The organism is Methylobacterium sp. Leaf100 (assembly GCF_001422845.1).
GTDB lineage: Bacteria > Pseudomonadota > Alphaproteobacteria > Rhizobiales > Beijerinckiaceae > Methylobacterium.
In genome coordinates this window covers 286-23,544 of record NZ_LMMW01000008.1, presented here as the reverse complement: position 1 = coordinate 23,544, position 23,259 = coordinate 286, and the positions used below count along the sequence as shown (strand labels likewise).

The 23,259-nt window shown below is 69.3% G+C and carries 27 protein-coding genes and 1 pseudogene; 18 read left to right on the top strand and 10 right to left on the bottom strand.

The window, feature by feature from the left end; genetic code table 11:
• Positions 1-28: 28 nt before the first annotated feature.
• The 9 genes from ASF25_RS06820 to ASF25_RS06780 all read left to right on the top strand — a co-directional run bounded on the left by ASF25_RS06820 (position 29) and on the right by ASF25_RS06780 (position 8,828).
• The gene (locus ASF25_RS06820) at positions 29-1,492 is read left to right on the top strand and encodes an SPOR domain-containing protein (RefSeq protein WP_056304047.1); all 1,464 of its coding nucleotides are present in this window, start codon (positions 29-31) and stop codon (positions 1,490-1,492) included.
• 158 nt (positions 1,493-1,650) lie between these two features.
• Positions 1,651-2,658 carry a beta-N-acetylhexosaminidase gene (nagZ, locus tag ASF25_RS06815; protein ID WP_056304046.1) on the top strand — a complete coding sequence of 336 codons (1,008 nt, stop codon included), beginning with the start codon at positions 1,651-1,653 and terminating at the stop codon, positions 2,656-2,658.
• A 196-nt stretch (positions 2,659-2,854) separates the two neighbouring features.
• The gene (locus ASF25_RS06810; protein WP_056168191.1) at positions 2,855-3,106 is read left to right on the top strand and encodes a twin-arginine translocase TatA/TatE family subunit; all 252 of its coding nucleotides are present in this window, start codon (positions 2,855-2,857) and stop codon (positions 3,104-3,106) included.
• 131 nt (positions 3,107-3,237) lie between these two features.
• Positions 3,238-3,738 carry a Sec-independent protein translocase protein TatB gene (gene tatB / locus ASF25_RS21825; protein WP_082502522.1) on the top strand — a complete coding sequence of 167 codons (501 nt, stop codon included), beginning with the start codon at positions 3,238-3,240 and terminating at the stop codon, positions 3,736-3,738.
• Entirely contained in the window at positions 3,735-4,535 is an 801-nt protein-coding gene (gene tatC / locus ASF25_RS06800) for a twin-arginine translocase subunit TatC (protein WP_056304043.1), read from the top strand. The genes tatB and tatC overlap by 4 nt, the downstream gene beginning before the upstream one ends.
• Before the next feature lie 106 nt (positions 4,536-4,641).
• Complete coding sequence (gene serS / locus ASF25_RS06795; RefSeq protein ID WP_056304104.1) at positions 4,642-5,919, top strand: serine--tRNA ligase; 1,278 nt, start codon at positions 4,642-4,644, stop codon at positions 5,917-5,919.
• Entirely contained in the window at positions 5,919-6,683 is a 765-nt protein-coding gene (gene surE / locus ASF25_RS06790) for a 5'/3'-nucleotidase SurE (protein WP_056168181.1), read from the top strand. The genes serS and surE overlap by 1 nt, the downstream gene beginning before the upstream one ends.
• A gap of 13 nt (positions 6,684-6,696) precedes the next feature.
• Positions 6,697-7,350: a protein-L-isoaspartate O-methyltransferase gene (locus ASF25_RS06785; protein ID WP_056304041.1), complete on the top strand. Its 654-nt coding sequence runs from the start codon at positions 6,697-6,699 to the stop codon at positions 7,348-7,350.
• A 116-nt stretch (positions 7,351-7,466) separates the two neighbouring features.
• Positions 7,467-8,828 (top strand): M23 family metallopeptidase, encoded by a 1,362-nt coding sequence (locus ASF25_RS06780; RefSeq protein ID WP_056304039.1) that lies wholly within the window; start codon positions 7,467-7,469, stop codon positions 8,826-8,828.
• 81 nt (positions 8,829-8,909) lie between these two features.
• On the opposite strand, the gene ASF25_RS06775 is transcribed toward ASF25_RS06780, so the two are convergent.
• The 7 genes from ASF25_RS06775 to ASF25_RS06745 form a co-directional block, all read right to left on the bottom strand.
• Positions 8,910-9,812: a beta-propeller fold lactonase family protein gene (locus tag ASF25_RS06775; protein WP_056304102.1), complete on the bottom strand. Its 903-nt coding sequence runs from the start codon at positions 9,810-9,812 to the stop codon at positions 8,910-8,912.
• Positions 9,813-9,880: 68 nt separating this feature from the next.
• Positions 9,881-10,414 (bottom strand): SRPBCC family protein, encoded by a 534-nt coding sequence (locus ASF25_RS06770; protein WP_056304036.1) that lies wholly within the window; start codon positions 10,412-10,414, stop codon positions 9,881-9,883.
• A 31-nt stretch (positions 10,415-10,445) separates the two neighbouring features.
• Positions 10,446-11,042, bottom strand: coding sequence for a DUF447 domain-containing protein (locus ASF25_RS06765; RefSeq protein ID WP_056168166.1), 597 nt, complete (start codon positions 11,040-11,042; stop codon positions 10,446-10,448).
• 4 nt (positions 11,043-11,046) lie between these two features.
• Complete coding sequence (locus ASF25_RS06760) at positions 11,047-12,600, bottom strand: DUF6513 domain-containing protein (RefSeq protein ID WP_056304033.1); 1,554 nt, start codon at positions 12,598-12,600, stop codon at positions 11,047-11,049.
• Entirely contained in the window at positions 12,597-13,175 is a 579-nt protein-coding gene (locus ASF25_RS06755; protein ID WP_056304031.1) for a uridylate kinase, read from the bottom strand. The genes ASF25_RS06760 and ASF25_RS06755 overlap by 4 nt, the downstream gene beginning before the upstream one ends.
• Positions 13,172-13,900, bottom strand: a complete 729-nt coding sequence (locus ASF25_RS06750) for a (5-formylfuran-3-yl)methyl phosphate synthase (protein ID WP_056304030.1) — start codon at positions 13,898-13,900, stop codon at positions 13,172-13,174. Before ASF25_RS06750 ends, ASF25_RS06755 begins: the two co-directional genes overlap by 4 nt.
• Positions 13,901-14,027: 127 nt before the next feature.
• Complete coding sequence (locus tag ASF25_RS06745) at positions 14,028-14,564, bottom strand: DUF3280 domain-containing protein (protein WP_056304028.1); 537 nt, start codon at positions 14,562-14,564, stop codon at positions 14,028-14,030.
• A gap of 225 nt (positions 14,565-14,789) precedes the next feature.
• On the opposite strand from ASF25_RS06745, the gene ASF25_RS06740 reads away from it, so the two are divergent.
• The 9 genes from ASF25_RS06740 (at position 14,790) to ASF25_RS06700 (ending at position 21,391) form a co-directional block, all read left to right on the top strand.
• Positions 14,790-16,028, top strand: a complete 1,239-nt coding sequence (locus tag ASF25_RS06740; protein WP_082478855.1) for an ABC transporter substrate-binding protein — start codon at positions 14,790-14,792, stop codon at positions 16,026-16,028.
• A gap of 146 nt (positions 16,029-16,174) precedes the next feature.
• A complete protein-coding gene (locus tag ASF25_RS06735; protein WP_056168152.1) occupies positions 16,175-17,176 on the top strand; it encodes a YVTN family beta-propeller repeat protein in 1,002 nt (333 codons plus the stop codon).
• Between the two features lie 79 nt (positions 17,177-17,255).
• A complete protein-coding gene (locus ASF25_RS06730; protein WP_056168148.1) occupies positions 17,256-17,690 on the top strand; it encodes a hypothetical protein in 435 nt (144 codons plus the stop codon).
• 9 nt (positions 17,691-17,699) lie between these two features.
• Positions 17,700-17,942, top strand: coding sequence for a hypothetical protein (locus ASF25_RS06725; RefSeq protein ID WP_156368885.1), 243 nt, complete (start codon positions 17,700-17,702; stop codon positions 17,940-17,942).
• A complete protein-coding gene (locus tag ASF25_RS06720) occupies positions 17,939-18,697 on the top strand; it encodes an ABC transporter ATP-binding protein (RefSeq protein WP_056262544.1) in 759 nt (252 codons plus the stop codon). Before ASF25_RS06725 ends, ASF25_RS06720 begins: the two co-directional genes overlap by 4 nt.
• Positions 18,694-19,569, top strand: a complete 876-nt coding sequence (locus tag ASF25_RS06715) for an ABC transporter permease (RefSeq protein WP_056304026.1) — start codon at positions 18,694-18,696, stop codon at positions 19,567-19,569. The genes ASF25_RS06720 and ASF25_RS06715 overlap by 4 nt, the downstream gene beginning before the upstream one ends.
• Positions 19,570-19,577: 8 nt before the next feature.
• Positions 19,578-20,198: a hypothetical protein gene (locus tag ASF25_RS06710; protein WP_056168376.1), complete on the top strand. Its 621-nt coding sequence runs from the start codon at positions 19,578-19,580 to the stop codon at positions 20,196-20,198.
• Between the two features lie 394 nt (positions 20,199-20,592).
• On the top strand, positions 20,593-20,991 hold the full coding sequence (locus ASF25_RS06705) for a calcium-binding protein (protein WP_056168372.1): 399 nt from the start codon (positions 20,593-20,595) through the stop codon (positions 20,989-20,991).
• Positions 20,992-21,031: 40 nt separating this feature from the next.
• Positions 21,032-21,391 carry a hypothetical protein gene (locus ASF25_RS06700; protein ID WP_056262539.1) on the top strand — a complete coding sequence of 120 codons (360 nt, stop codon included), beginning with the start codon at positions 21,032-21,034 and terminating at the stop codon, positions 21,389-21,391.
• Between the two features lie 64 nt (positions 21,392-21,455).
• On the opposite strand, the gene ASF25_RS06695 is transcribed toward ASF25_RS06700, so the two are convergent.
• The 3 genes and pseudogenes from ASF25_RS06695 to ASF25_RS06690 all read right to left on the bottom strand — a co-directional run.
• Positions 21,456-22,814 carry a leucine-rich repeat-containing protein kinase family protein gene (locus ASF25_RS06695; RefSeq protein ID WP_056304024.1) on the bottom strand — a complete coding sequence of 453 codons (1,359 nt, stop codon included), beginning with the start codon at positions 22,812-22,814 and terminating at the stop codon, positions 21,456-21,458.
• A gap of 61 nt (positions 22,815-22,875) precedes the next feature.
• Positions 22,876-23,034: pseudogene (locus ASF25_RS22580) on the bottom strand (sugar transferase); the annotation flags it as partial.
• 25 nt (positions 23,035-23,059) lie between these two features.
• Positions 23,060-23,238 (bottom strand): sugar transferase (locus ASF25_RS06690; RefSeq protein WP_280137330.1); only part of this gene is annotated, 179 nt, incomplete at its 3' end.
• Positions 23,239-23,259 lie beyond the last annotated feature (21 nt).

Here is a 23,259-nt window from a genome sequence, read left to right as displayed (position 1 = left end):
TGACCGCGGCGTGAAGGGGAATGCTGCCATGACGACGAACGCTTCGCGAGCGACGGTCGATTTCGACGCCTTCGCGCGTGATCTGCAGCAGCCCCAAGGGCCCGCTTCGCATGGGCTTGCTTCGCAAGGGCCCGCTTCACAGGGAGCCGGCCCTCAAGGACAGCCCGTCCGCGCGCCGCAGGCCCACGCCAAATCCGATCCCCTGGCCGAGCTCGCCCGCATCGTCGGCCAGGACGATCCGTTCCGCGCCATTTTGGAAGCCCGCGACGGACGGTCCGACCCGGCCTCGGGCCGGCGCATCGAACCGAGCTTCGTCGATGCGCCCGTGGCGCCCGGCCGCCCGGCCCAACCGCAGGCCCCGGCCCATCAACCGCCCGCCGCGTCCTCGCCGACGGATGCCTTCGACCAGTATCTCGCGTCCGTGGAGCAGGATCCCTATCAGAGCCAAGGAGCCGATTCTGCGCCTCAGGCCGAGCAGGATGCGTTCGCCTCCGGCGAGCGCGCCACCCTGGGCCGGCCGCGTCAGCGCAGCCGCCTCGTCTCCGTCGGCGCCGGTCTCGGCGTGCTGGCAGTCTGCATCACCGGCGGCCTCGCCTGGCGCGGCCTGCATACGGGCGGCGGCGCCAGCGGCGGCGTGCCCACCATCCTGGCCGACACGGCGCCCCTGAAGATCGCGCCGCAGAAGGCCGACGGCGTCGAGATCCCCGACCAGAACAAGCAGATCTACGACCGCACCGCCAAGGACGGGCAGATCCGCATCGTCAACCGCGAGGAACAGCCCCTCGACGTGGCGCAGGCGGCCCGCTCGGCCCAGCGTACGGGCGAAGGCGGCGCCACCCCCGGCAGTTCCAGCCCGCAGCAGACCGGGACTCTGACCGAATCCCTCGGGGAGCCGCGCCGGGTCCGGACCGTCTCGGTCAAGCCGGACACGCCGGTTCCGCCATCGCAGCCCGAGGCCGCCGAGGCTGCGCCGGCATCCGTGATCCCGACCATGACCCTGCCGGGCGCTCCCGCCGAGGGCAGCACCGCCGCCGGTTCCCTGCGGCCGCGCAGCGCTCGGGTCACCGCGCCCGTGTCGGTTCCGACCACGACGCCCGTGGCCGAGGCGCCCGCACCCGAGCCGGTCGTTCCGGCCCCCGCTCCCGTACCGCGCGTCAAGGCGCCCCAGCGCGTCGCGGCCGTGGCACCGGAGACCACAGCCGCCGTGAGCCCGACGGCTGCGGCCGTCGCCGAATCCCCCGCGCCCGCCGCCGGCTCCTTCTCGGTCCAGCTCGGCGTGCGCGCCAGCGCCGCCGAGGCCCAGGCCGCCTTCAGGCAGCTGCAGGGCAAGTTCACTCAACTCGCCGGCCAGCCGGCCCTGATCCGTCAGGCCGAGGTCAACGGGAAGTCCCTTTATCGCGTGCGCGTCGGGCCGCTGGGCAAGAACGAAGCGACGAGCCTGTGCACCCAGCTCCAGGGTGCCGGCGGCCAGTGCTTCGTCGCGAAAAACTGAGGCCTAGAACCACCGCCCGGAGAAGAACCGAGGTTCTCGCTCCCTGCGGAGCGGTGCCGGCCGAGGCTTTCGGCTTGCGTCCGCCCGCCGTTCCGTCGCGCAGCCGGCCCGGCCCATGTGGGCCGGGCGCGCCACCGAGTCCCGAGGACGCCGCGTTCATGACCACCCGTGCCCTGATCCTCGGTTGCGCCGGCAAGTCCCTCTCGGCGGAGGAGGCCGCGTTCTTTCGCGACGTGGCGCCCTGGGGCTTCATTCTGTTCAAGCGCAACATCGGCACGCCCGACGAGGTGCTGGCGCTGACCCGGGCCTTGCGCGACACCGTGGGCCGCGCCGACGCGCCGATCCTCATCGATCAGGAGGGCGGCCGGGTGCAGCGCATGGGGCCGCCGCACTGGCCGGCCTATCCGGCCGGCGGGCGTTTCGGGCGCCTCGACGGCTCGGCCGTCGCCATGGCCGAGCTCGGCGCCCGTCTCATGGCGCACGATCTGGCAAACGTCGGCATCAACGTCGACTGCGCCCCCGTCCTCGACGTGCCCGTGGCCGGTGCCCACGACGTCATCGGCGACCGGGCCTACGGCACCACCCCCGAGCGCGTCGCCGAGATCGGCCGGGCCGTGGCGCTGGGCTTGATGCAGGGCGGCGTGCTGCCGGTGATGAAGCACATCCCCGGCCATGGCCGCGCCGGATGCGACAGCCACAAGGGCCTGCCCGTGGTGGACGCCGACCTCGCGAGCCTCACGGCGCAGGATTTCGCACCGTTCCGTGCCCTGGCCGACCTGCCCATGGCCATGAGCGCCCACGTGGTCTTCTCCGCCCTCGATCCCGACCATCCGGCGACGCAGTCGGCCCTCGTCATCGAACGGGTGATTCGCGGGATCATCGGCTTCGACGGTCTCCTGATGACCGACGACCTGTCCATGCATGCGCTTCAGGGCGGGTTTCGCCCGCGCACCGAGGCCGCGTTCGCGGCGGGGATCGATGTCGGCCTGCATTGCAACGGTGATCTCACGGAGATGCGCGGGGTGGCCGAGGGCGCGCCGGCCCTGGCCGGAGCGTCCCTGCGCCGGGCGCACGACGCCCTCGCTCGCCTGCCCGCCGGAGCGCCGGCCTTCGACGTGCGCGAAGCGCGTGCCCGGTTCGAGGCCGCCTTGGCGATGGCTGCCTGAGCGGGCTGACCCCCGGAGCCGGCGCGGCATTCCGCCTCGCTCCCGCCCGGGAACGGGCCTCGTCGTTCGCTCACGCGAGCGCACTGGTTTCCAAGCGGTTCTTGTGCTGGGCGGGCGCGATCCTTAGGTTCGCCGGAACTGGATCACACGCGTGGGTGCCGTGCGGGCTTCGAGCCCCCCGGCGCGGGAGGTTGCCATGGGCAGCATGAGTATCTGGCACTGGATCATCGTCGCCGGCATCGTGATGCTGCTGTTCGGGCGCGGCAAGATCTCCGACCTGATGGGCGACGTCGCCAAGGGCATCAAGGCGTTCAAGAAGGGGATGGCCGAGGACGAGGCGCCCACGGCCGTGCCGCCGCCGAGCACGGGCGAGCCCGTGCGGACCTTGCCGCACCAGGGCGAGCCGGCGACCGCCAACACCGTCACGGCCGACCGCAAGGTCGTCTGAGCGCGCGGCGTTTCGCGTGACGGCGGGGCCCGGCTTCGGCCGGCCGGCGCCGGGGTCTGGCGGAACCCCGCGCGACCTGCGATAGGCACCCCGCCGTCACCGGCATCGCGCGAGCGCGGGACAGTCCACGAATGTTCGACATGAGTTGGGGCGAGGTGATGCTGATCGGCGGTGTCGCCCTCATCGTCATCGGTCCAAAGGACCTGCCCAAGGCCCTGCGCACGGTCGGGCAGATCACGACCAAGATGCGCCGCATGGCAGGCGAGTTCCAATCGCAGTTCAACGAAGCGGTGCGCGAGGCGGAGTTCGACGAAATCCGCCGTGAGGTCGACGGGGTCCGCAAGGCCGCCGGGACCATGGGGCCGGTGTTCAATCCGGTCCAGACCATCCGCGACGAGATCAAGGGCGCCGTGGACGGTCAAACCAAGACAACGCCGTCGCCGACCCAGCCGCTCGCCAACGTCGCCGCCCAGCTCGCCGAGAGCGATCCGGCGCCCGCCCCCGAGCCGGCTTCGGTCGACCCCGCTCCCTCCGCCGATCCCCTCGCTTCCCCGCCGCCGGCCGAGACGCCGGACCGTCCGGTCGTGGCCAGGAATTCCCCGGCCAACTCGCAGTCCGATCAAGCCCGATGACCAACGCCACGGATGACGCCGACATCGAGGCGTCGCGGGCCCCGCTCCTCGACCACCTCATCGAATTGCGATCGCGGCTCATCAAGTCGCTCGCCGCCTTCGTGGTGATGTTCTTCGCCTGCTTCTTCGTCTCGCGGCATATCTACAACATCCTCGTCTGGCCCTACGTCTCCATCGTGGGGGCCGAGAACGCCAAGCTCATCGCCACGCATTTCCTCGAGCAGGTGTTCACCAACATCAAGCTCAGCGTGTTCGGGGCCGGGTTCCTGGCGTTTCCGGTGATCGCGATGCAGATCTACGCCTTCGTGGCGCCGGGCCTCTACCGCAACGAGCGCCAGGCCTTCCTGCCCTACCTCGTGGCGACGCCGGTGTTCTTCATCCTCGGCGCCCTGGTGGTGTTCTTCCTGGCGATGCCGCTGCTCATCCAGTTCTCGGTGTCGCTGCAGCAGATCGGGCAGCCGGGGGAGGCGACCATCGCCCTCCTGCCGAAGGTGGACGAGTATCTCTCGCTCATCATGACGCTGATCTTCGCCTTCGGGATCGCGTTCCAGCTGCCGGTGATCCTGACCCTGCTCGGCCAGATCGGCATCATCGACACGGCGTTCCTCCGCGAAAAGCGCCGCTACGCCATCGTGCTCGTCTTCGTGGTCGCCGCAGTGCTGACGCCCCCGGACGTGATCTCCCAGCTCTCCCTCGCGATCCCGATGATCCTGCTCTACGAAGCCTCGATCTTCTCCGTGGGCCGCGTCGAGCGGAGGCGCGCGGCCAAGCGCAAGGCCGAGGGGCTGGAGCCATAGGGCGGAACGGGGCAGGACGGGGCTCGCGAGCCCCGCCCTTGTCGCGCTGGCGCCGATGCTGCAAAGCCTCGTCGTCTATCCAGAAAGCCTGCGCCCGAGCGACCCCATGCACGACATCCGCGTCATCCGCGAGAATCCGGACGCTTTCGACGACGCACTGCGCCGTCGTGGGCTGGCGCCGCTCGCGGCCGAGCTGATCGCCCTCGACGACGCGCGCAAGGGCGCTACCTCGGCGGCGCAGGCCAATCAGGAGCGGCGCAACGCGCTCGCCAAGGAGATCGGTGGGGCCAAGAAGGCGAAGGACGAGGCCCGCGCCGCCGAACTCATGGAAGAGGTCGCCCGCCTCAAGGACGAGGCGCCCGTGCTGGAGACGGCCCAGGCCGAGGCCGGCAGGACCCTGGACGAGAAGCTCGCCGCGATCCCGAATCGCCCGAACCTCGACGTACCCGAGGGCGCCGACGAGCACGGCAACGTCGAGTACCGCCGGTTCGCGGCGACCCGCCCGCAGCTCGCCACGGGCCAGCAGCATTTCGAGATCGGCGAGGCCTCGGGGCTGATGGATTTCGAGGCGGCCTCGCGGATGTCGGGCGCGCGCTTCGTGGTGCTCAAGGGCCAGCTCGCCCGGCTGGAGCGGGCACTCGGTCAGTTCATGCTCGATCTGCACACGGGCGAGCACGGCTACACCGAGGTGGCGCCCCCGCTCATGGTGCGGGACGAAGCGATGTTCGGCACCGCCCAGTTGCCGAAGTTCCGGGACGACCAGTTCGCGGTCCGTGAGCATTGGCTCATCCCCACGGCCGAAGTCCCGCTGACCAACCTCGTGCGCGAGAGCATTCTGCGCGAGGAAGAACTCCCCTTACGCTTCACCGCCCTGACCCCGTGCTTTCGCGCCGAGGCCGGCTCGGCGGGCCGGGACACGCGCGGCATGCTGCGCCAGCACCAGTTCAACAAGGTCGAGCTCGTCTCGATCACCACGCCGGACCAGTCGGCCGCCGAGCACGAGCGCATGCTGGGGTCGGCGGAAGCGGTGCTGAAGAAGCTCGATCTGCCCTACCGGATCATGACGCTGTGCACCGGCGACATGGGGTTCGCCAGCCAGAAGACCTACGACATCGAGGTCTGGATGCCGGGCCAGGAGACCTTTCGCGAGATCTCGTCCTGCTCGGTCTGCGGCGACTTCCAGGCGCGGCGCATGAACGCGCGCTTCCGGGCGGGCAAGGCGGTGAATTACGTCCACACCCTCAACGGCTCGGGGGTGGCGGTGGGCCGCGCCCTCATCGCCGTGATGGAAAACTACCAGAACCCCGACGGCAGCGTCACGGTGCCCTCGGCACTGAAGGCCTACATGGGCGGGATCGACCGGATCGAGGGACACAAAGTCTGATGCGCATTCTCGTCACCAACGACGACGGCATCCACGCGCCGGGGCTCGAAACCCTTGAGGGGATCGCCCGGGCCATCTCCGACGACGTCTGGGTGGTGGCGCCCGAGACCGACCAGTCGGGCGTCTCGCACTCCCTGTCGCTCAACGATCCGTTGCGCCTGCGTCAGGTGTCGGAGAAGCGCTTCGCCGTGAAGGGCACGCCGTCCGATTGCGTGATCATGGGGGTGCGCCACATTCTCAAGGATCATGGGCCGGACCTCGTCCTGTCGGGGGTCAACCGCGGCCAGAACGTCGCCGAGGACGTGACCTATTCGGGCACCATCGCGGCGGCCATGGAGGGGACGATCCTCAACGTGAAGTCCATCGCGCTGAGCCAGGCCTACGGGGCCGGCGGCCGGGGTGCGATCAAGTGGCAATGCGCGGCCGAGCACGGCCCGGGGGTGGTGCGCAAGATCCTGGAGATCGGGATCGAGCCCGGCATCGTCGTCAATGTGAACTTTCCCGATTGCGAGCCGGGGGAGGTCCAGGGCACGTCGGTGACCGCGCAGGGGTTCCGCAATCAGGCGCTGCTCGCCATCGACGCACGCCAGGACGGGCGCGGCAACCCGTATTTCTGGCTGGCCTTCGCCAAGGCGACGTTCCAGCCGGGGAACGGCACCGACCTCAAGGCGATCGCCGAGAAGCGCATCTCGGTGACCCCCCTGCGCCTCGACCTCACGGACGAGCCGAGCCTGACCCGATTCGCGCAGGGCTTTTCCGGCTGAGGCCGAGCGTCCCATGGCGACGGACGGCTCCATCGAGGCGGCGGCCTTCGTCATGGCCCTGCGGGGGCGGGGGGTGCGCGACACCGACACCCTGCGCGCCCTGGAGCGGGTGCCGCGCGAGCGCTTCGCTCCGGGCGCCCATCGCGACCTCGCCCGGCGCGACCTCGCCCTGCCGCTGCCCTGCGGGCAGACCATGACGGCGCCGAGCGCCATCGCGGCCATGCTGACGGCACTCGGCGCGCGCCCCGGCATGCGCCTCCTCGAAATCGGCACCGGCTCGGGCTACGTGACCACCTTGCTGCTGCGGCTCGGGGCAGCCCACGTCCACAGCGTCGAGCGCTACGCGCTTCTCGCCGAGGATGCCCGCGTCGCACTCCTGCCCGAGGACCGGGTGCGGGCCACCATCGCGGTGGGTGACGGGCTCGACGTTGGCAGCGTGCCCGAGGAACGCTTCGACCGCATCCTCCTCAACGGCACCGTAGCCGCCCTGCCGCCCCACCTTTTCGGATTTCTGGCGCCGGGGGGACGTCTCGTCGGAGCACTCGGCTCGGTCGAAACGGCGCGTCTCGTCGTTCTCGCAATGGGGGCCGACGGCGTCGTTCAGGAGCGTATCGGCGGTGGGTTGCGGCTCGCACCGCTGACCCCGGGATGCGCCCGCGTCCTGTAATGGAGCAACGCGCAGGGTTCCCGATCGACGCGAACGTGGTGAATCGGAACGGTTGTTTAACCTGAATCCCGTTTGAATGACGTCATCAAGTTGCGTCAGGTCAGACAGGTGCGTCGATGCGGGTTCGCGGGACTGGTCGAGGGTTGAAGACGCTGTCGCGCTTCGCACTCATCGGAGTGATTGGAGGCGGCGCGGCCGCCTGTTCGTCGGATGCGTCGCGCCTCGGCGACCCCTTCGGCAATCCGTTCGCTTCCAATATGGCGAGCGAGCCGGTCGCCACGGGGAGCCTTCCGGACGGGGAGATCGCCCCGGCTCCGGTGGTGCGCACGAGCCGCATCCAGTCCCAGGCGCTCGGCGCCCCCGGGGTGGCGATGTCGCCCCGGCCCATGGCCGCGGTGCCGCCGGCCCCCCGGGCGCAGACGAGCCGCGTCGCCTCGACGGAGCCCGTCTCCGGCATGGTGTCCGGCATGAACCCGGATGCGGGCCGCGCCATGACGACCCGCACCGTTCCGGCGGCGCCCGCTCCCAAGGTCGTCGACCGCGCCGCCGAGCGCAAGGCCGCCGAAGCCGCCGCCCTGGCTGCCCGCAAGGAGGCCGAATCCGAGAAGCTCGCCGAGGCGCGCCGTCTCGTCGAGACCAGCAAGGCCGCCGAGAGGAAGGCCGCCGAGGCCAAGCTCACGGACGCCCGCAAGCTCGCCGAGGCGAAGAAGCTCGTCGAGACCCGCAAGGCCGAGGCCGCCAAGGCGGTGGCCGAGTCCAAGGCCGCCGATGCCAGGAAGGCGCATCCGCGTCCGGGCCAGGCCGTCGCCAAGGCCGACGACAAAGCCGTGCGGAAGATCGAGATCAAGGAGGCCAAGGCCGCCGAGACGAAGCCGGATGCCGCCAAGGTGAAGGCCGACGCGGCCAAGGAGACGGCGAAGAAGGCCGCCGAGGCCGAGGCCAAGGTCGCCAAGCTCGAAGCCGCCAAGGCGGCCAAGCAGGTTGTCGAGGCCAAGGCCGCCGAAGCCGCCGCCAAGGAAGCTGCCAAGGAAGCCGCGAAGACGCCCGTGAAGGTCGCCGCCGTCGAGACGCCGAAGGCCGAGCCCGCCAGCACCGGCTCGGTCGCGCCCGACACCTCGTTCCGCTGGCCCGCCAAGGGCCGGGTGATCTCGGGCTACGGCTCGTCCGGCAACGAAGGCATCAACATCTCGGTGCCCGAGGGTACGGCGGTGAAGGCGGCCGAGGACGGCACGGTGGCCTATGCCGGCTCAGACGTGAAGGGCTACGGCAAGCTCGTCCTCGTGCGCCACACCAACGGCTACGTCTCGGCCTACGCCCATAACGGCGAACTCGATGTCCGCCCCGGCGAGAAGGTCAAGCGCGGCCAGACCATCGCCAAGTCTGGCGCATCCGGCAACGTGACCTCGCCCCAGCTCCACTTCGAGATCCGCAAGGGCGCGACCCCCGTCGATCCGATGCCGCACCTCGCCAGCAACTGAAGCGGCCCGCAGGGACTGAAACGAAGAACGGCGGCTCCCCAGGGAGCCGCCGTTCTTCGTTTGGGGAAAGGCGACCTGCCTTCAGCGCAAGAAGTCGCCGAAGGATCGGGGACCGTCGGGGACCGGGATCTCCTTCGTCACCTTGAGGGTGGCGGCGTCGAGGATGCTGAGGGTGTTCGAGCCCCAGTTCGCCACCACCAGGCTCGTGCCGTCGCGGGTGGCGGCGATGCCCTCGGGGTGGTCGCCGACTTCGATGGCCGCGACGCTGGTGAGGGTCTGGAGATTGAACACGCTCACCGTGCCCGCATACTGGTCGGTGACGAAGCCGCGGTTGCCGGCAAGGGCCACCACGTAGGGCCGCTCGCCCGTGGTCACCCGGCCGATTTCGGTGCCGGCCGCGACATCGATCACAGAGACGTCGTTCGAGGTGACGTTGGCGGTGTAGGCGCGGGCGCCCGCCGCATCGAGGGTGAGACCGAACGGGTGCCGGCCGACGGGAATCGTGCGGGTCAGGGCCAGGGTGGCGGCATCGACGACGGAGACCGAATCGCCCTCACGGTTGGCCACCAGGACCGTGGCGCCGTCCGGCGTCACGGCGATGCCGGAGGGCGAGGCACCGACCTGGAACTCGGTCTCGAGGCGGGAGCCATCGGCAGGGATCACGAAGACCCGGCTGCCGTACCAATCGGCCACGTAGACGACACCGGACTTCGGGTTCACGGCGATCCCGAGCGGGCCACCCGGCAGGGCGAGGGTGGTGGTGACGGTGCGGGTCGCGAGGTCCACCACCGCGAGGCCCGGGCCCTCGGGGCGGGTGACGTAGGCGGTCTTGCGGTCCGGCGAGAGCGCGATGCCGGCGGGCGCGCCGTCCATGGCGATCTGGCCCACCACCGCACCGGCCTCGAGGTCGACCACGGCCAGGACATTGGCGCCCTGCGCCGTGACGAGGGCTTCTTCGGCGCGTGCTTGCGCCGTGACGAGCATCAGGGCGAGGAGGAGAGGGCCGGCATGACGCCGGCCCTTCCGTGCTGCGCGATGCGAGCGGATGTCGCTCAAGAACCGCTCTTCTCGACCTTGGCCTTGAGGGCGTCGAGACCGGTGCGGTAGAGGCCGCGCACGGCCTTCTGGGACGCTTCGTCGTTCAGCTCGGGCGGCGGATCGTTGTTCATGTAGCCGCGGTAGAACGCGCCGTCCCACGACACTTTGGTCTTGCCGCCGGCATCTTCGACCTTGATGGTGGACGAGTAGTCGTTCACCGGTAGGGTCTTCACGTCGACCTTGGTGATCCGGTACGAGTAGCTCATCTTCTCGGCCGAGTACTTGTACAGCTCCTCGTCCACCGTGGCGCCGCCCTTCAGGGTCAGGGTCCGAGTGGCCTTGATCTCGTTGCCGCCCTTACCCTCGGTCTTCTCGACCAGAGGCAGCCAGCTCATGTCCTGGAAGTTCGAGATCACGGCCCAGACCTTATCCGGCGTGGCGTTGATCTCGACGGTCTCCTCGACCTTCTTGCGGGTGGGGCCGTGCGCCTGGGCGCCGAACGAGACGAGGGCGAAGGCCGCCGCCGTCGTGAGTGCCAAAAACTTCATCGGGGTCTCGTCTCCTCGGGAACACACACTCTTAAGGTGCTGCGGGGGGCTTATCGAGGATGCGGTCGTCGCGCCCGAGGGCGGCGGCGACCTTGTCCTCGATCCAGTCCCAGGCCTCGCGCTCGGCGGGCCCGGCGGTCTTGGCGATCGCGATGGCGTGGTAGCGCATCTCGGTCAAAATCTTGTCGGGGTCCAGCATCTGGAGGCGCGTCGAGAGGATCGCCGCCTCCAGCACGGCGGCCTGCGCCCGGTTGTAGCCGAAGAACGGGATATGGGCGGCGGAATGGACCATGCGTCCCCGATAGCGCGGACGGGTCTCGTCCGGTTCCACCCCCACCACCTCGAATTCGGCGTGGCCAAAGCTGTCGGCGAGGCGCCGGCCGGGAATGCGGTCGCAGGGCAGGGTGGCCCAATCGCGCCGGCCGGTGACGGCGCCGGCGATGACCCGGATGTCGCTGGGGCTCGATGCGGCGAAGACCGGATTGGATTCGAGGTTGAGGATGGTGGGCGACGGCCGGAACGGGGCCAACACCCACTCCGCCCCGTCCTGGATCAGACCGAAGGGCACGAGGTGCAGGTCGCCGGCGGGCGAGGTCGTGGTGACGACGGTCTCGAGGATCAGCGGCACGGCGTTACGCTTTCCCGGCCGGTACGAGCTTGCCGCAGACGATGCGGGCGCCGGCCTCCGACGGCACCTCCGACACCGCATCGGCGGCGGACGTCTCCCCTGGGCCCAAGGTCTCGGGCCGGCCCGCATCGGCCTCGGGCGATGTGGTATCGCGGCTCGCGCCGTCCGGGCCGGAATGCTTGGTGTGCCCGGCCTTCTTGAAGGCGGTGGTGTCCTCGATCTCGGCGTCGGTGGCCGCACCCCAGACCAGGGCCTCGTCCTGTACGTAGCGCTTGCCGAGACGCCAGGCGGTCTCGGCCTTGGTGAGTTCGCCGCCGAGGTAGAAGGCGTGGGCGCCGTCCTGCGCCACGTCGAGATCGGGGAAGAACGCCATGGCGTCGGTGCCGATGGCATGGGTGTCGCGGTTGAACACGTGGATGCCGTCCTCGGCGACCGCGATGCGGTAGTTCGGGTCCCTCACCTCGGCCGCCTGGGCCGCGATCTCGTCCGGGGTCTGCACATAGGGGCGCTTGTCGTGGAGCGCCAGGAGGGAGCGGCCGTAACCTTTCGGCAGGGCCGAATCCGCCTTGGCCGCGTACATCACCCGCCGCGCCGCGTCGTGCTCCTCCACCGTGCGGCGGGTGTGGTTCGAGACCTGGACGATGAGCACGTTGCGGACGCTGAGTTCCGAGCACATGCCCACCAGCAGCGCCGTGACCCCGAGGCTGTCGGCCTCGGTGAGTTCGGTGAGATTGCCGGTGCCCATCATCATCTCGATGCCGGGCCAGCGCTTGCGCGTCTCGTGATAGCGGGTGATGGATTCGACGAAGCCGAAATGGATCGGCTCCAGGATCGGGTCGGCCATGTAGGGACGCCCGGACTTCTCCATGCGCTCGATGGCCCGGTCGAGGGAGGCGAGATCGTCGGGCCGCACGGGCACGAGGACCGGCACCGCGTCGGTCTCGAAGGCGAGATCGAGGGTGTCCTCGTTGAGGCTCAGGAGGAAATCGGCGCCCGCCTTGGCGCCGCGGGTGAGTTCGTCGAGGGCGAAGGAATCGACGCTGACCTTGAGACCGGCGCCCTTCAGGAGGCGCACGCAGTCCTCGAGGTGCGGGAAATCGGTATCGGGCAGGCCGCCGAGGTCGATGACGTCGGCGCCGCGTCGTGCCAGGTCGAGGCCTTTCGCGAGGATCTGGTCGGGAGTCATCTTCGAGGCGTCGACGATCTCGGAGAAGATCCGCAGGTCGTGGCGCGACAGATCCACCGTGCGTCCGGCGAGGCCGAGATAGGCCGGCAGGTCGACGATCTCGTCGGGGCCGCGCTCCACCGGCAGGCCGAAATGTTGGGCCAGGGCCTCCGGGTTCGCCCGGCAACGGCCCGGCAGGACGATGCGGGTGGCGCCCTCGGGAATCGTCACCCGGCGTCGGATGATTTCTTCGGTCATCAGGGCCGCGACCTTCACCCCGGCATCGGCGATGCTCCAGGCGAAGCGATCGGCCGGGAGCGTGGCGGCGACCTTCTCGAGGCGCGCCTTGGCCATGCGGCCGGTAATGAAGACGAGGTGTTCGGGGGGGCTCATGCGGCGGCCCTGGTCTCGGCTGGGCCACGCAGGACGACGGCACCGGTGTAGCGCGCCGCGAAGGCCGGGAACGCGGCGTCGACGAGGCCGAGACTGGCGAGATCCTCGAACGATGCTCCCATGGGCACGAGGGCGGATTTCACCAGGACGCAGCGCGGCGCGTTCCATTGCGTGGCGAGCCACACGGCGAGGCTGTCGGAGGTGACGTCCCAGGTCTCCGGGATGTCGGGATGCCCGGCCTTGAGGGTGATGGGGTCCCAGACCGGCACACCGCCGCGGGCGAGGATCGCCGATGCCGCATCCCACGTCGTGGCGATGGCCAAGCGCGGCTCGAACGCCGAAAAGATCTCGGCCATGCGGCCCATGGCGTCGAGGGCGAGGCGGTGGGCCAGCGCATCGCCGAAGCCGAGCGCCGCCTGAGAGGTCCGCACGGCCTCGGCGAACGGGCCGCCGCCGGGGACCACCACGCAGGGGCCGTCCCGGCCCTCCGCGAGGCCGGCGAGGACAGCGCGCAGGCGGCCGGCGTCGGACAGGAGGCTGCCGCCGACCTTCACGACCATGACTTCGGAACTCATGCGGCGTCTCGGCGGGCGCGAGCGCGCAAAATCCGCACGGCCTCCGCCACCCGGGCCGGATCGAGGCCTTTCGTGCGATCGCTGTCGTGGCACAGGCCGCCGCGGAAGCCGAGGTAGTGCGGGCCGACGGGAGCCAGGCTCTCGATGTCGGCGAGCGCGAGGGAGCCGGCGAGGCCCGAGACGAGGTCGTGCCGACGGCAGGCGCGGGTGAAGGCCGTCAGGACCGGAATCGGCAGGAGGTCGGGCAGGCGGCGCCCGTCCTTGGTCGCCGTGTCGATCATGGCACCGACGAATCCGGCCGCCGCCACACGCGCCACGAGAGCGGGCGCGGGTTCATGCTCGGCGAACAGCACGGCGATGAGCCGGCCGGGCGCGGCCGCGGCGGCCTCGGCCAGTGCCGTGTCGGGAAAGCCCCCTTGCACGGCGACTTTCACGTAGTTCACCCCCGTGGCGGCCATGGCGGCGACGCAAGGGGCGAGGGCGGTCGCGTCCGTCGGCTCGCCCGCCACGGCGCTGGTGACGGCACGTCCAGCGATGCGATCGACGAGGGCGCGCACCGTCGTGACGGGGAGGGCACCGAGGGCCCCCCGGTCCGGATCCTTGGCATCGACCAGATCCGCGCCCGCGGCGGCGGCGGCCAGGGCCTCGTCGGCGTCGCGTACGCTCACGAGGAGACGCGGAACGGCGTCGTCGGGATACGCACCGCGTTCGAAGGGGGAGGGCATCAACAACGGTGGTTTCGACTCGCTCGGACTCATGGGATCGGCAACGTTCGGGATCGGCAACGTTCAGCTGGCTTTCCGCGCAACCCTGCGCGGATGCGACGTTGGCCCTAGCAAAAAACCGGACGCATCACGAGCGGTTCGGTAGGGGTTCGGCGAGCAGGCGGTTCTTCACCACCCAGCGCATGGCATGCGCCCAGGTGTCGTCGGTGTCGGCCCGGATCACCACCCGGCCGCCGCGCACGATCTTGCCGGTGGCGGCCTCCGCGATGGTCACCGTGAGGTTGAAGATCTGATTCGAGCCCTTCTCGACGTAGCCGCTGATGGCGAGGTCCGCCCCGAGGGTCTTGGCGATGCTGGCGGCGCAGCCGTCGCACTTGTAGAGCGGTGCTTGCTTGGCGATCTCGGCGGCCTGCGGCGCGACGTCGATGGGCTCGACCGCTTCACCGAGGGCCTTGCGCAGCTCCTCCGTGACGAGGACGAGGCGCCGGGTCTCGTCCGGCCGCGCCTTACGGCCCCCGACCACGCCGGGATCGAACAGTTCGATGCCGAAGATCGCCGCTTTCTCGGGGGCGGCTTGTGCGGGTGCTCCCACAGCTAGGGCCAGCAGGAGACCGAGGCTCGCGCAAACGTGTCCGGCACGGGGGAGGGGGATCGGTCGCGTCATGACTTCGCTCGTCTCGCGTCGGGCGCAGCCCGGGCCTGTCGGCAGGATGATACCCGAACCACCGGCTGGCAACGCCGGGGGAGGCAGGGTGATCCCTGCATCCCGGCGGTATCCTGCCGCGTGCACCGTGCGCCCGGAACGGCTCGGGCTGCAGGCGGGGCTTATGATTTCCTTATCAAACGCCGATTGAGCGTGGCGGAACAATGTTGTTAGCGTGATCGCCTCATGCAGGCTTCGACGCGCTCCCCCCTCGCCCCATTCGCTCTCCTCCTCGGGTTGTGCGGCTCGTGGTGTCTCCCCGCCGTCGCGCAGGAGCCCGCACGCTCGGAGGCGGCGGCGGCTCCGACGCCCGCCGCGACGGAAACCCGGATCGGGCTGATCTACCGGCCTGAGCTCGCCCCCTCCTCCTACGATGCCGAGGCCGCGCCCGAGGACGAGGGCGTGGCCGGCGCGCGCATGGCGATCAAGGACAACAACACGACCGGCCGCTTCACCAAGCAGACGTACGCCCTCGATGAGATCGCCCTCGACGCCACGAAGAGCCCCGTCGATGCCGCCCGCGAACTGACGGGGCGGGGCATCAAGTTCCTCGTCCTGGCACTTCCCGCCGACGCGGTGCTGGCCGTCGCCGATGCGGTGAAGGGGGAGGGCGTCACGGTCTTCAACGTCGCGGCCCCCGACGACCGTCTGCGCGGAGTCGATTGCCGGAGGAACGTGTTCCATGTCTTGCCCAGCCGGGCGATGCAGACGGACGCGCTGGCGCAGTTCTTCACCCTGATGCGCTGGCGCAAGATGTTCCTCATCACCGGCCCGCAGGACGGGGACCGGCTCTACGCCGAGGCGTTCAAGAACTCGGCCCGCAAGTTCAACCTCAAGATCACGGCCGAGAAGCCCTGGACCTTCGGGCCGCTCGCCAAGGCGCGGGGCGACACGCCGACCCGCTCCGAGGCGATGGTGTTCACCCGCGGCGTCGATTACGACCTCGCCATCGTGGCCGACGAGGCCAACGACTGGGGCGACTACGTCCCGTTCCGCACCGTCGATCCGCGCCCCGTGGCCGGCACGCAGGGGCTCATCGCCACCACCTGGCATCCGACCCTGGAGACCTGGGGCGCGGCGCAGGCGCAGAACCGGTTCCGGCGCCAGGCCGGGCGGCTCATGCGGCCCCTCGATTATCAGGCCTGGGCGGCCGTGCGCTCCATCGGCGAGGCGGCGACGCAGAAGAAGACCGCCGACCCCGCCGTGCTCGCCCCCTACTTCGCCGACCCCGCCTTCAGCCTGCCGGCCTACAAGGGCGTATCGCTCACCTACCGACCGTGGGACCACCAGTTGCGCCAGCCGGTGATCGTGGTTCAGCCCAAAGCCATGGTCTCGGTGGCGCCCGAGCAGGGCTTCACCCACCAGCGCACGCCGCTCGATACCCTCGGGATCGATCTCCCCGAGACCACCTGCAAATTTCCCTGACGGGGGTCCCTGATCGACCGGGGCCTGCGGCAATGGGTGACCGTCCCGCTTGCGGTCCGGCGCTCCCCGTGAGACGGGGCTGCACTATAGTAACGCTGCATGCCCAACCGCGCGCGAGACAGCGGTGGGCGCGAGGAGGACACAGGATGAGCCGCGGCTTCAAGGCGAACGCGTCGGGATCGGTCTTGGCATGGGCGCTCCTCGCCGCCACGACTCTCGCCGGGACCGGTTCGGCCAGCGCCTACACCGTCTACGTGACCAACGAGAAGGGCAACTCGGTCAGCGTCATCGACAGCGAGACCCTGGCGGTGACGGGCACCTGGAAGGTCGGCCGGCGCCCCCGCGGCGTCACCACCAGCAAGGACGGCAAGGAACTCTTCGTCTGCGCCAGCGACGACGACCGCATCGACGTCCTCGACACTGCCACCGGCAAGGTGGTGCGCTCGCTCCGCTCGGGGCCCGATCCGGAGCAGTTCATCCTGGGGCCGACGGGGAACCTGCTCTACGTCGCCAACGAGGACGACAGCCAGGTCACTGTGATCGACGTCGAGAAGAACAAGGTCATGGCCGAGGTGCCCGTGGGCGTCGAGCCGGAGGGGATGGGCCTGTCGCCCGATGGGAAAATCCTGGTCAACACCTCCGAGACCACCAACATGGCCCACTTCATCGACACCACCACGTTCCAGGTGATCGACAACGTGCTGGTGGATGCCCGCCCCCGCTTCGCCGAGTTCACCGCAGACGGGAAGTTCCTCTGGGTCTCGGCCGAGGTCGGCGGCACGGTGAGCATCATCGATGTCGCCGCGCGCCGCGTGGTCAAGAAGATCACCTTCAAGATCCCGAGCGTGAACGACGAGGCGATCCAGCCCGTGGGCATCCGCATCACCAAGGACGGCTCGAAGGCCTTCGTGGCGCTGGGCCCCGCCAACCGCATCGCGGTCATCGACGCCAAGACCCACACGGTGGAGAAGTACCTCCCCGTCGGCCAGCGCGTCTGGCAGCTCGCCTTCACCCCCGACCAGAAGCTGCTGTTCTCCACCAACGGCTCGTCGAACGACATCTCGGTGGTGGATGTGGCCGCCGAGAAGGTGGTGAAGAGCATTCCGGTGGGATTGCTGCCGTGGGGCGTCGCGGTCTCACCGAACTGATCTTTTGGGGTGCGTTCGCCCTTCCCGGCGTGGGGAGGCAAACGCCATGGGGCGGCAAACGGGAGGATCCGCGGACGTGATGAAGCGAACGATGCGTGCGGCGGCCCTCGGGCTCGCGGCCTGGATGATGGCCGGACCTGCCTCCGCCGTCGATCTCACCAAGAAGCGGTCGAACCTGCCCGATCTCGTCCTCGGCAACGAGGAGGGCAACGATTACGTCGTCGAGAACCGGGAGATCGAACTCGAATCCGGTAAGGCCTACCGCCTGCGCATCGTCGCCAAGGGCCGGCAAGAGTACAAGTTCTACGCCACCGAGTTCTTCCGCAACATCTGGTTCAACCAGATCGTCATCCAGCACCTCGAGATCCACGGCAGCGGTCCGCCGGACCACCTCGAATTCGACGATCCGGGCGAGATCGCCATCGAGTTCGTGACGATCAAGCCGGGCGAATACCCCTGGTCAGTCCATGGACTGGAGTCCAAGGGCATGACCGGCAAGTTCATCGTGAAGTAGGGGATGTTCATGCGCTTGCCCCTCCTCGCCCTCGCTGCCGCCGTCCTGGCGAGCCCGGCGCTCGCCGACGACAGGACCGCCTGCACGGACGGCATCGGCATGATCCGGATGGAGCTCGGCAAGAACCCGGCCGAACCCCTCCAGGGCAAGCTCAAGAAGGCGCTCCGAGTCGCCGAGCGCGAGCTGGGCGAGGGCGAGTTCGACGAGTGCCTCGACGCCGTCGGCGACGCCCGCCGGGCCCTGAAGCCTTGAGCGCCGACCTCGTGACGGAGAGCACCGCCCTCGAGGTCGCGAACGTGAGCCATCGTTTCGGCTCCCGCGCGGCCCTGTCCGACGTGTCCCTCAGCGTCGTTCGCGGCCGGTTCACCGCCCTCCTCGGCCCCAACGGAGCCGGCAAGACGACATTGTTCTCGGTGATCACGCGGCTCTACGCCAACCAGGACGGACGGGTCTCGATCCTCGGCCATGCCCTCGACCGGGAGCCGAGCCGGGCGCTCGCCCGCCTCGGTGTGGTGTTCCAGGCCCGCACCCTGGATACCGACCTCACGGTGGCGCAGAACCTCCTCTACCATGCGAGTCTCCACGGCATGACCCGCAGGGCGGCCAAGGAACGGATCCAGACGCTGCTCACCCGCGTCGGGCTCCTTGATCGGCGCGACGACAAGGTCCGGACCCTGTCGGGCGGCCAGTCCCGGCGCATCGAGATCGCCCGCTCCCTCATCCACGGTCCGCGCCTGCTTCTGCTCGACGAGCCCACCGTCGGCCTCGACCTCGAATCGCGGGCCGACATCGTCGCCATCGTGCGGGCGCTGGTGCGCGAGGAGGGCCTGTCGGTCCTGTGGGCGACCCACATTTTCGAGGAGATCGAAGCAGGCGACGCCGCCATCGTCCTGCACAAGGGCCGCATCGTTGCGCGCGGCACCGCCGGCTCCATCGCCCAAGGAACCGAGTCCCTGGAAGCCGCCTTCCGCCGCCTCGTCGCCGAACCCGCCAAGCAGGCCGCATGAGCAAGACCCTCGCACCGGCCCCCGTCGACAAACCCGTGACTCATCTCGGACGCCTCGACGCCGTCGGCTACCTCATCTGCCTCGGCGGTATTGTTCGGCGTGAGCTGCTGCGGTTCTTCAATCAGAAGGAGCGGTTCTTCTCCGCCTTGGTGCGGCCCCTGGTGTGGCTGTTCATCTTCGCGGCGGGGTTCCGCAACACGCTGGGCGTCTCCATCGAGCCGCCCTACCAGACCTACGTGCTCTACGAGGTCTACGTGGTGCCGGGTCTCGCCGTGATGATCCAGCTGTTCAACGGCATGCAATCGTCCCTGTCGATGGTTTACGACCGCGAGGTCGGCTCGATGAAGGTGCTGCTTACCAGCCCCTATCCGCGCTGGCTGCTGTTGCTCGCCAAGCTGATCGCCGGCGTCACCGTCTCGGTGGTGCAGGCTTACGCGTTTCTGGCCATCGCCTGGTTCTGGGAACTCGACATTCCGACCATCGGCTACGTCGCGGCCCTGCCCGCCTTCATCGCGGCGGGGCTCATGCTCGGCTCCATCGGCTTGCTGCTGTCGTCGATGGTCAAGCAGCTCGAGAATTTCGCCAGCGTGATGAACTTCGTGATCTTCCCGATGTTCTTCGCCTCCTCGGCCCTCTACCCGCTCTGGCGCATCCGCGAATCCTCCGAGACCCTCTACCTCATCTGCATGGCGAACCCCTTCACCCATGCGGTGCAGCTCGTGCGCTTCGCCCTCTACGGGCAGTTCGCACCCGTCGCCTGCGCGGTCGTCCTCGGGACGACCCTCGCCTTCTTCACCCTCGCCGTCGTCGCCTACGATCCCGGCCGTGGCATCATGGCCCGGCGCGGTGGCCCGGCCGGAGACCCCGCATGATCCGCTCCATGATCCGTTCTTGCACCCTCTCGCTCCTCGCCCTCGGTCTGCTGGCCGGACCGGCCCTCGCCCAGCCCAAGGGCGATCCCGATTGGCCCTGCGTCCAGCGCAAGGTCTCCACCCTCAGCCCCGGCACGGTTTGGACCGGGCCGGATCTCGCCGAGGCCGGCGCCTGGGGCGACGATTTCGAGGCGGCGCAACTCGCGCAGAAGATCGCCTCGCGCCGGACGCCGCTCAACGAGGTCGATCCGCTCCTCGACGCCTTCGGCGAGACCGCCGGAGCGGAGAAGGGCAAGCGTCTGACCCGGGTCTTCGCCGGGGTGTTCGAGGTCCTCAACGGCGAGCGCAACAAGGTCATCGCCGGCATCGGCCGCTACGCCCAGGGACAGCGCCGCATGGCCGAACGCATTCGCGACGAGGCCGACAAGATCAGCGCGACGAAGGACGGTCCGAGCGCGCAGGACGCGCGCGACATGCCCAAGGAAGCGTCCGAATTGGAGACCAAGTTCGCCTGGGACCGGCGCATCTTCCAGGAGCGCAGCCAGTCCCTGACCTATGTCTGCGAGGTTCCGACCCTCTTGGAGCAGCGCCTGGGCGAGATCGCCCGCAAGATCCAGGCACGCCTCTGATCTCCCAGGCACGCCTCTGATCTCCCAGGCACGCCTCTGATCTCCCAGGCACGCCTCTGATCTCCAGGACCGGTCCGCCCCCTGCTCGCCGTGCCGGCGAGGCGCGGGGACCGGTATTCTCGCTCGGCATTCGGCGCGGCTCCCTCGGAGCCGCGCCGTTCGCGTTTCGGCCTGCGCGATTGCCCGCTTCGATGCGGGCACCCGCTGGCCGGGCTCCAGGTTCCGAATCAGGGAAAAGTCCCAGTGGGTATTGCCAGATTCTCCCGGGTCAATTAGGCAATGCGGCGAGACGGCGTAGCTCGCCGCGGGGGGCTCCGGTACCCCGAGACCAGATCCGCCCTCGACCTCGGAGAACGGTTTCGTTCTGCGTCCTGATTTTAGGAGACTTCTTATGATGACGTCGCGTTTGTCCGCTGCCGCCCTTCTGTTCGCCGCCCTCGGCCTCGGTGTCGCCGCCCCCGCCTTCGCCGCCCCGGCCAGCGTCGCGGCGTTCGATCCCGACAAGGATGGCACCATCGATCTCAAGGAGGCTCAGGCCGCTGCTGCGAAGCAGTTCGACATGCTCGACCCGGACAAGGACGGCACCCTCGACGCCAAGGAGCTGAACGGCCGCCTCACCGCCGCCGAGCTGAAGGCCGCCGATCCGGACAGCGACGGCACCCTCGACAAGAAGGAATACCTCGCCGTGGTGGCTGCGCGCTTTAAGGCCGCAGACCCGGATGCCGAGGGCACCATCGATGCCAAGGAACTCGCTTCGCCCGCCGGCGCTTCTCTTGCGACGCTGTTGCAGTAAGCCGTTCCTCAGGGGCGGCCGTCCCTCAAGGAAATAATTGATGCAGATTCGCTACGTTCTGCCGGCCGCCCTCCTGATGCTCGGTTCTGCCGGGCCTGTCCTCGCCTCCTCCTGTACCGATCAGATCGCCACCATCGAGCGGCGTCTCGACAGCACCGGTGCGGAGAAGGTGACCGGCAAGGAGCCGGCCGGTGGTCCGACGACATCCAACTCGGACAAGGCCCTCGACAAGCCCCCGGCCGGCAAGCCCACCGATCCCTCGACCAAGGCGAGCGCCGGTGGCGTCGCCGAGGCGCGCGACCTGATCAAGAAAGCGCGTGCTCAGGACAAGGCCGGCGATACCAAGGGATGTGAGGATACCATGACCCAGGTGAAGGAGAAGGCCGGCGCCCTGCCGTAGCCCTTCCGTCTCCGGCTCGTGTCAGAGAGGGTCGTTCCCGGTCGGGAGCGGCCCTCTTCGCATATCAGGCGAGGGCCATGACGACCTCGGCCATGAGGGGCCTTCGCATCACCTCGGGCTGCGTGCAGGCTTCCGCGAGGGCGACGAGGTCCGGCAAGGGGGCGGAGCAGCGGGCCAGCAGCTCGCCGAGCAGAATTCCCCAAGCCCGCACCTCGATCCGCCGAAGGGACGCGCCGGCATCGCCGGGCGGCAGACGGCAGGCGGCGCCGAAATCGCTCAGGACGGCTTCGCCCATCGTCCCGTCCCACAGAACGTTGTGAGCGTAGAGATCGCCGTGCAGGAGGCCGCCCGCGTGCAGATGGCACGCCGCCGTCGCGATGCTCCGGGCGATGGCACGGACCACCTCCTCGTCGAAGCTCAAGCCAGGCTCGTAGACGTCGCGGCTACAGCTTTCCAGGCTCGGCGGCCCGGCCAGCACCCGCCAATCACCGGGCAGGCGCGGCATGATGAGTCCCTGCGCTCCTTCCGGATGATCGACGAGGCGGCCGAGGCCCCCGGTGAGGTTCGGGTGCGGCCCCGCTGCGAGGCATGCCTCCATCTCGCGGTCCGGCAACCCGTCGCTGGTCATGGCGCCCTTGAAGATCTTCAGGGCGACGGGCGTGTTCGGGGTGGCAGGATTGTTCGAGGTGGAAGGCTTGTTCGAGGTGACAGGCTCGCCGGCTTCGATTCCGTCGCGTTTCCACAGGGCCGCGAAGACCTGCCCCGATGCGCCCTCGCCGAGACGTTCGCCGACCGCGAGGTCGGACCACGGGATTCTTCTGTCATCCGCCGGTAGGGGACCGCCTTCCAACGGGTTGCCGGCCCAGGTCGGCCAAGCCAGGGACGGCAGCGCTGCGAGCCAAGCCGGCAGAGCATCCAGCGCGTTGGCGGAGAGCCTGAGCAATTCGAGGTGTGCGGCGTCCGCGAGACTTTCGGGCAGGGCGGTGAGTCGGTTTCCCGACAGCATCAGCTTCTGCAACCCTCGCCGTTGCCCGATGGCGTCGGGCAGGCGGGCGATCCGGTTGTCCGTCAGGGTCAGCCAACGCAGGAGCGGCGGCAGGGCCTCGCCGGGAACCTCCCTCAGGCCGCAGCCGCGAAAGCCGATCTGGCTGAGGGCCGGGCAGTCACCGAGCGCGGGCGGCAGCCGGTCGAAGGGATTGCCGGAGCAGAACAGCACTCGAAGCTTGGTCAATCGCCCCAGATCGTCGGGCAAGCGGGTCAAGGAGCCGGCGCCGAGGTCGAGAATTTCCAGGCTGTCGGCGAGACCGAAGAGATCGCGCGGAAACTCCGTGAGGCCGCCTGACAGGCGTAGTTCACGGATGCCGCCGAGATCGCCGCGTCCCAGCGCATCGAGCTGTCGAGCCGTCCCTGCGTTCGTTGTCATGCCGTCGCTCCCGCCCCGATCGTTCGCCCCCGAGAGGGCGTCTTCGATCCGGGCGTGCGGATCAATATGCGTTCTGGGTCCGGAACAGCGACAGAGGTGTCGCGAGCATGATCTTGATGTCGAACAGGACCGACCAGTTTTCGATATAGTGCAGGTCGTGTTCGACCCTGCGCTGGATCTTGTCGCTGGTGTCGGTCTCGCCACGCCAGCCGTTGACCTTATCGTGCGAAAGCCTCGGCCTTCANGGTGTCGCGAGCATGATCTTGATGTCGAACAGGACCGACCAGTTTTCGATATAGTGCAGGTCGTGTTCGACCCTGCGCTGGATCTTGTCGCTGGTGTCGGTCTCGCCACGCCAGCCGTTGACCTGCGCCCAGCCGGTGATCCCCGGCTTGACCTTGTGGCGGGCGAAATAACCGTCCACCACCTGATCGTAGAGCGTGTT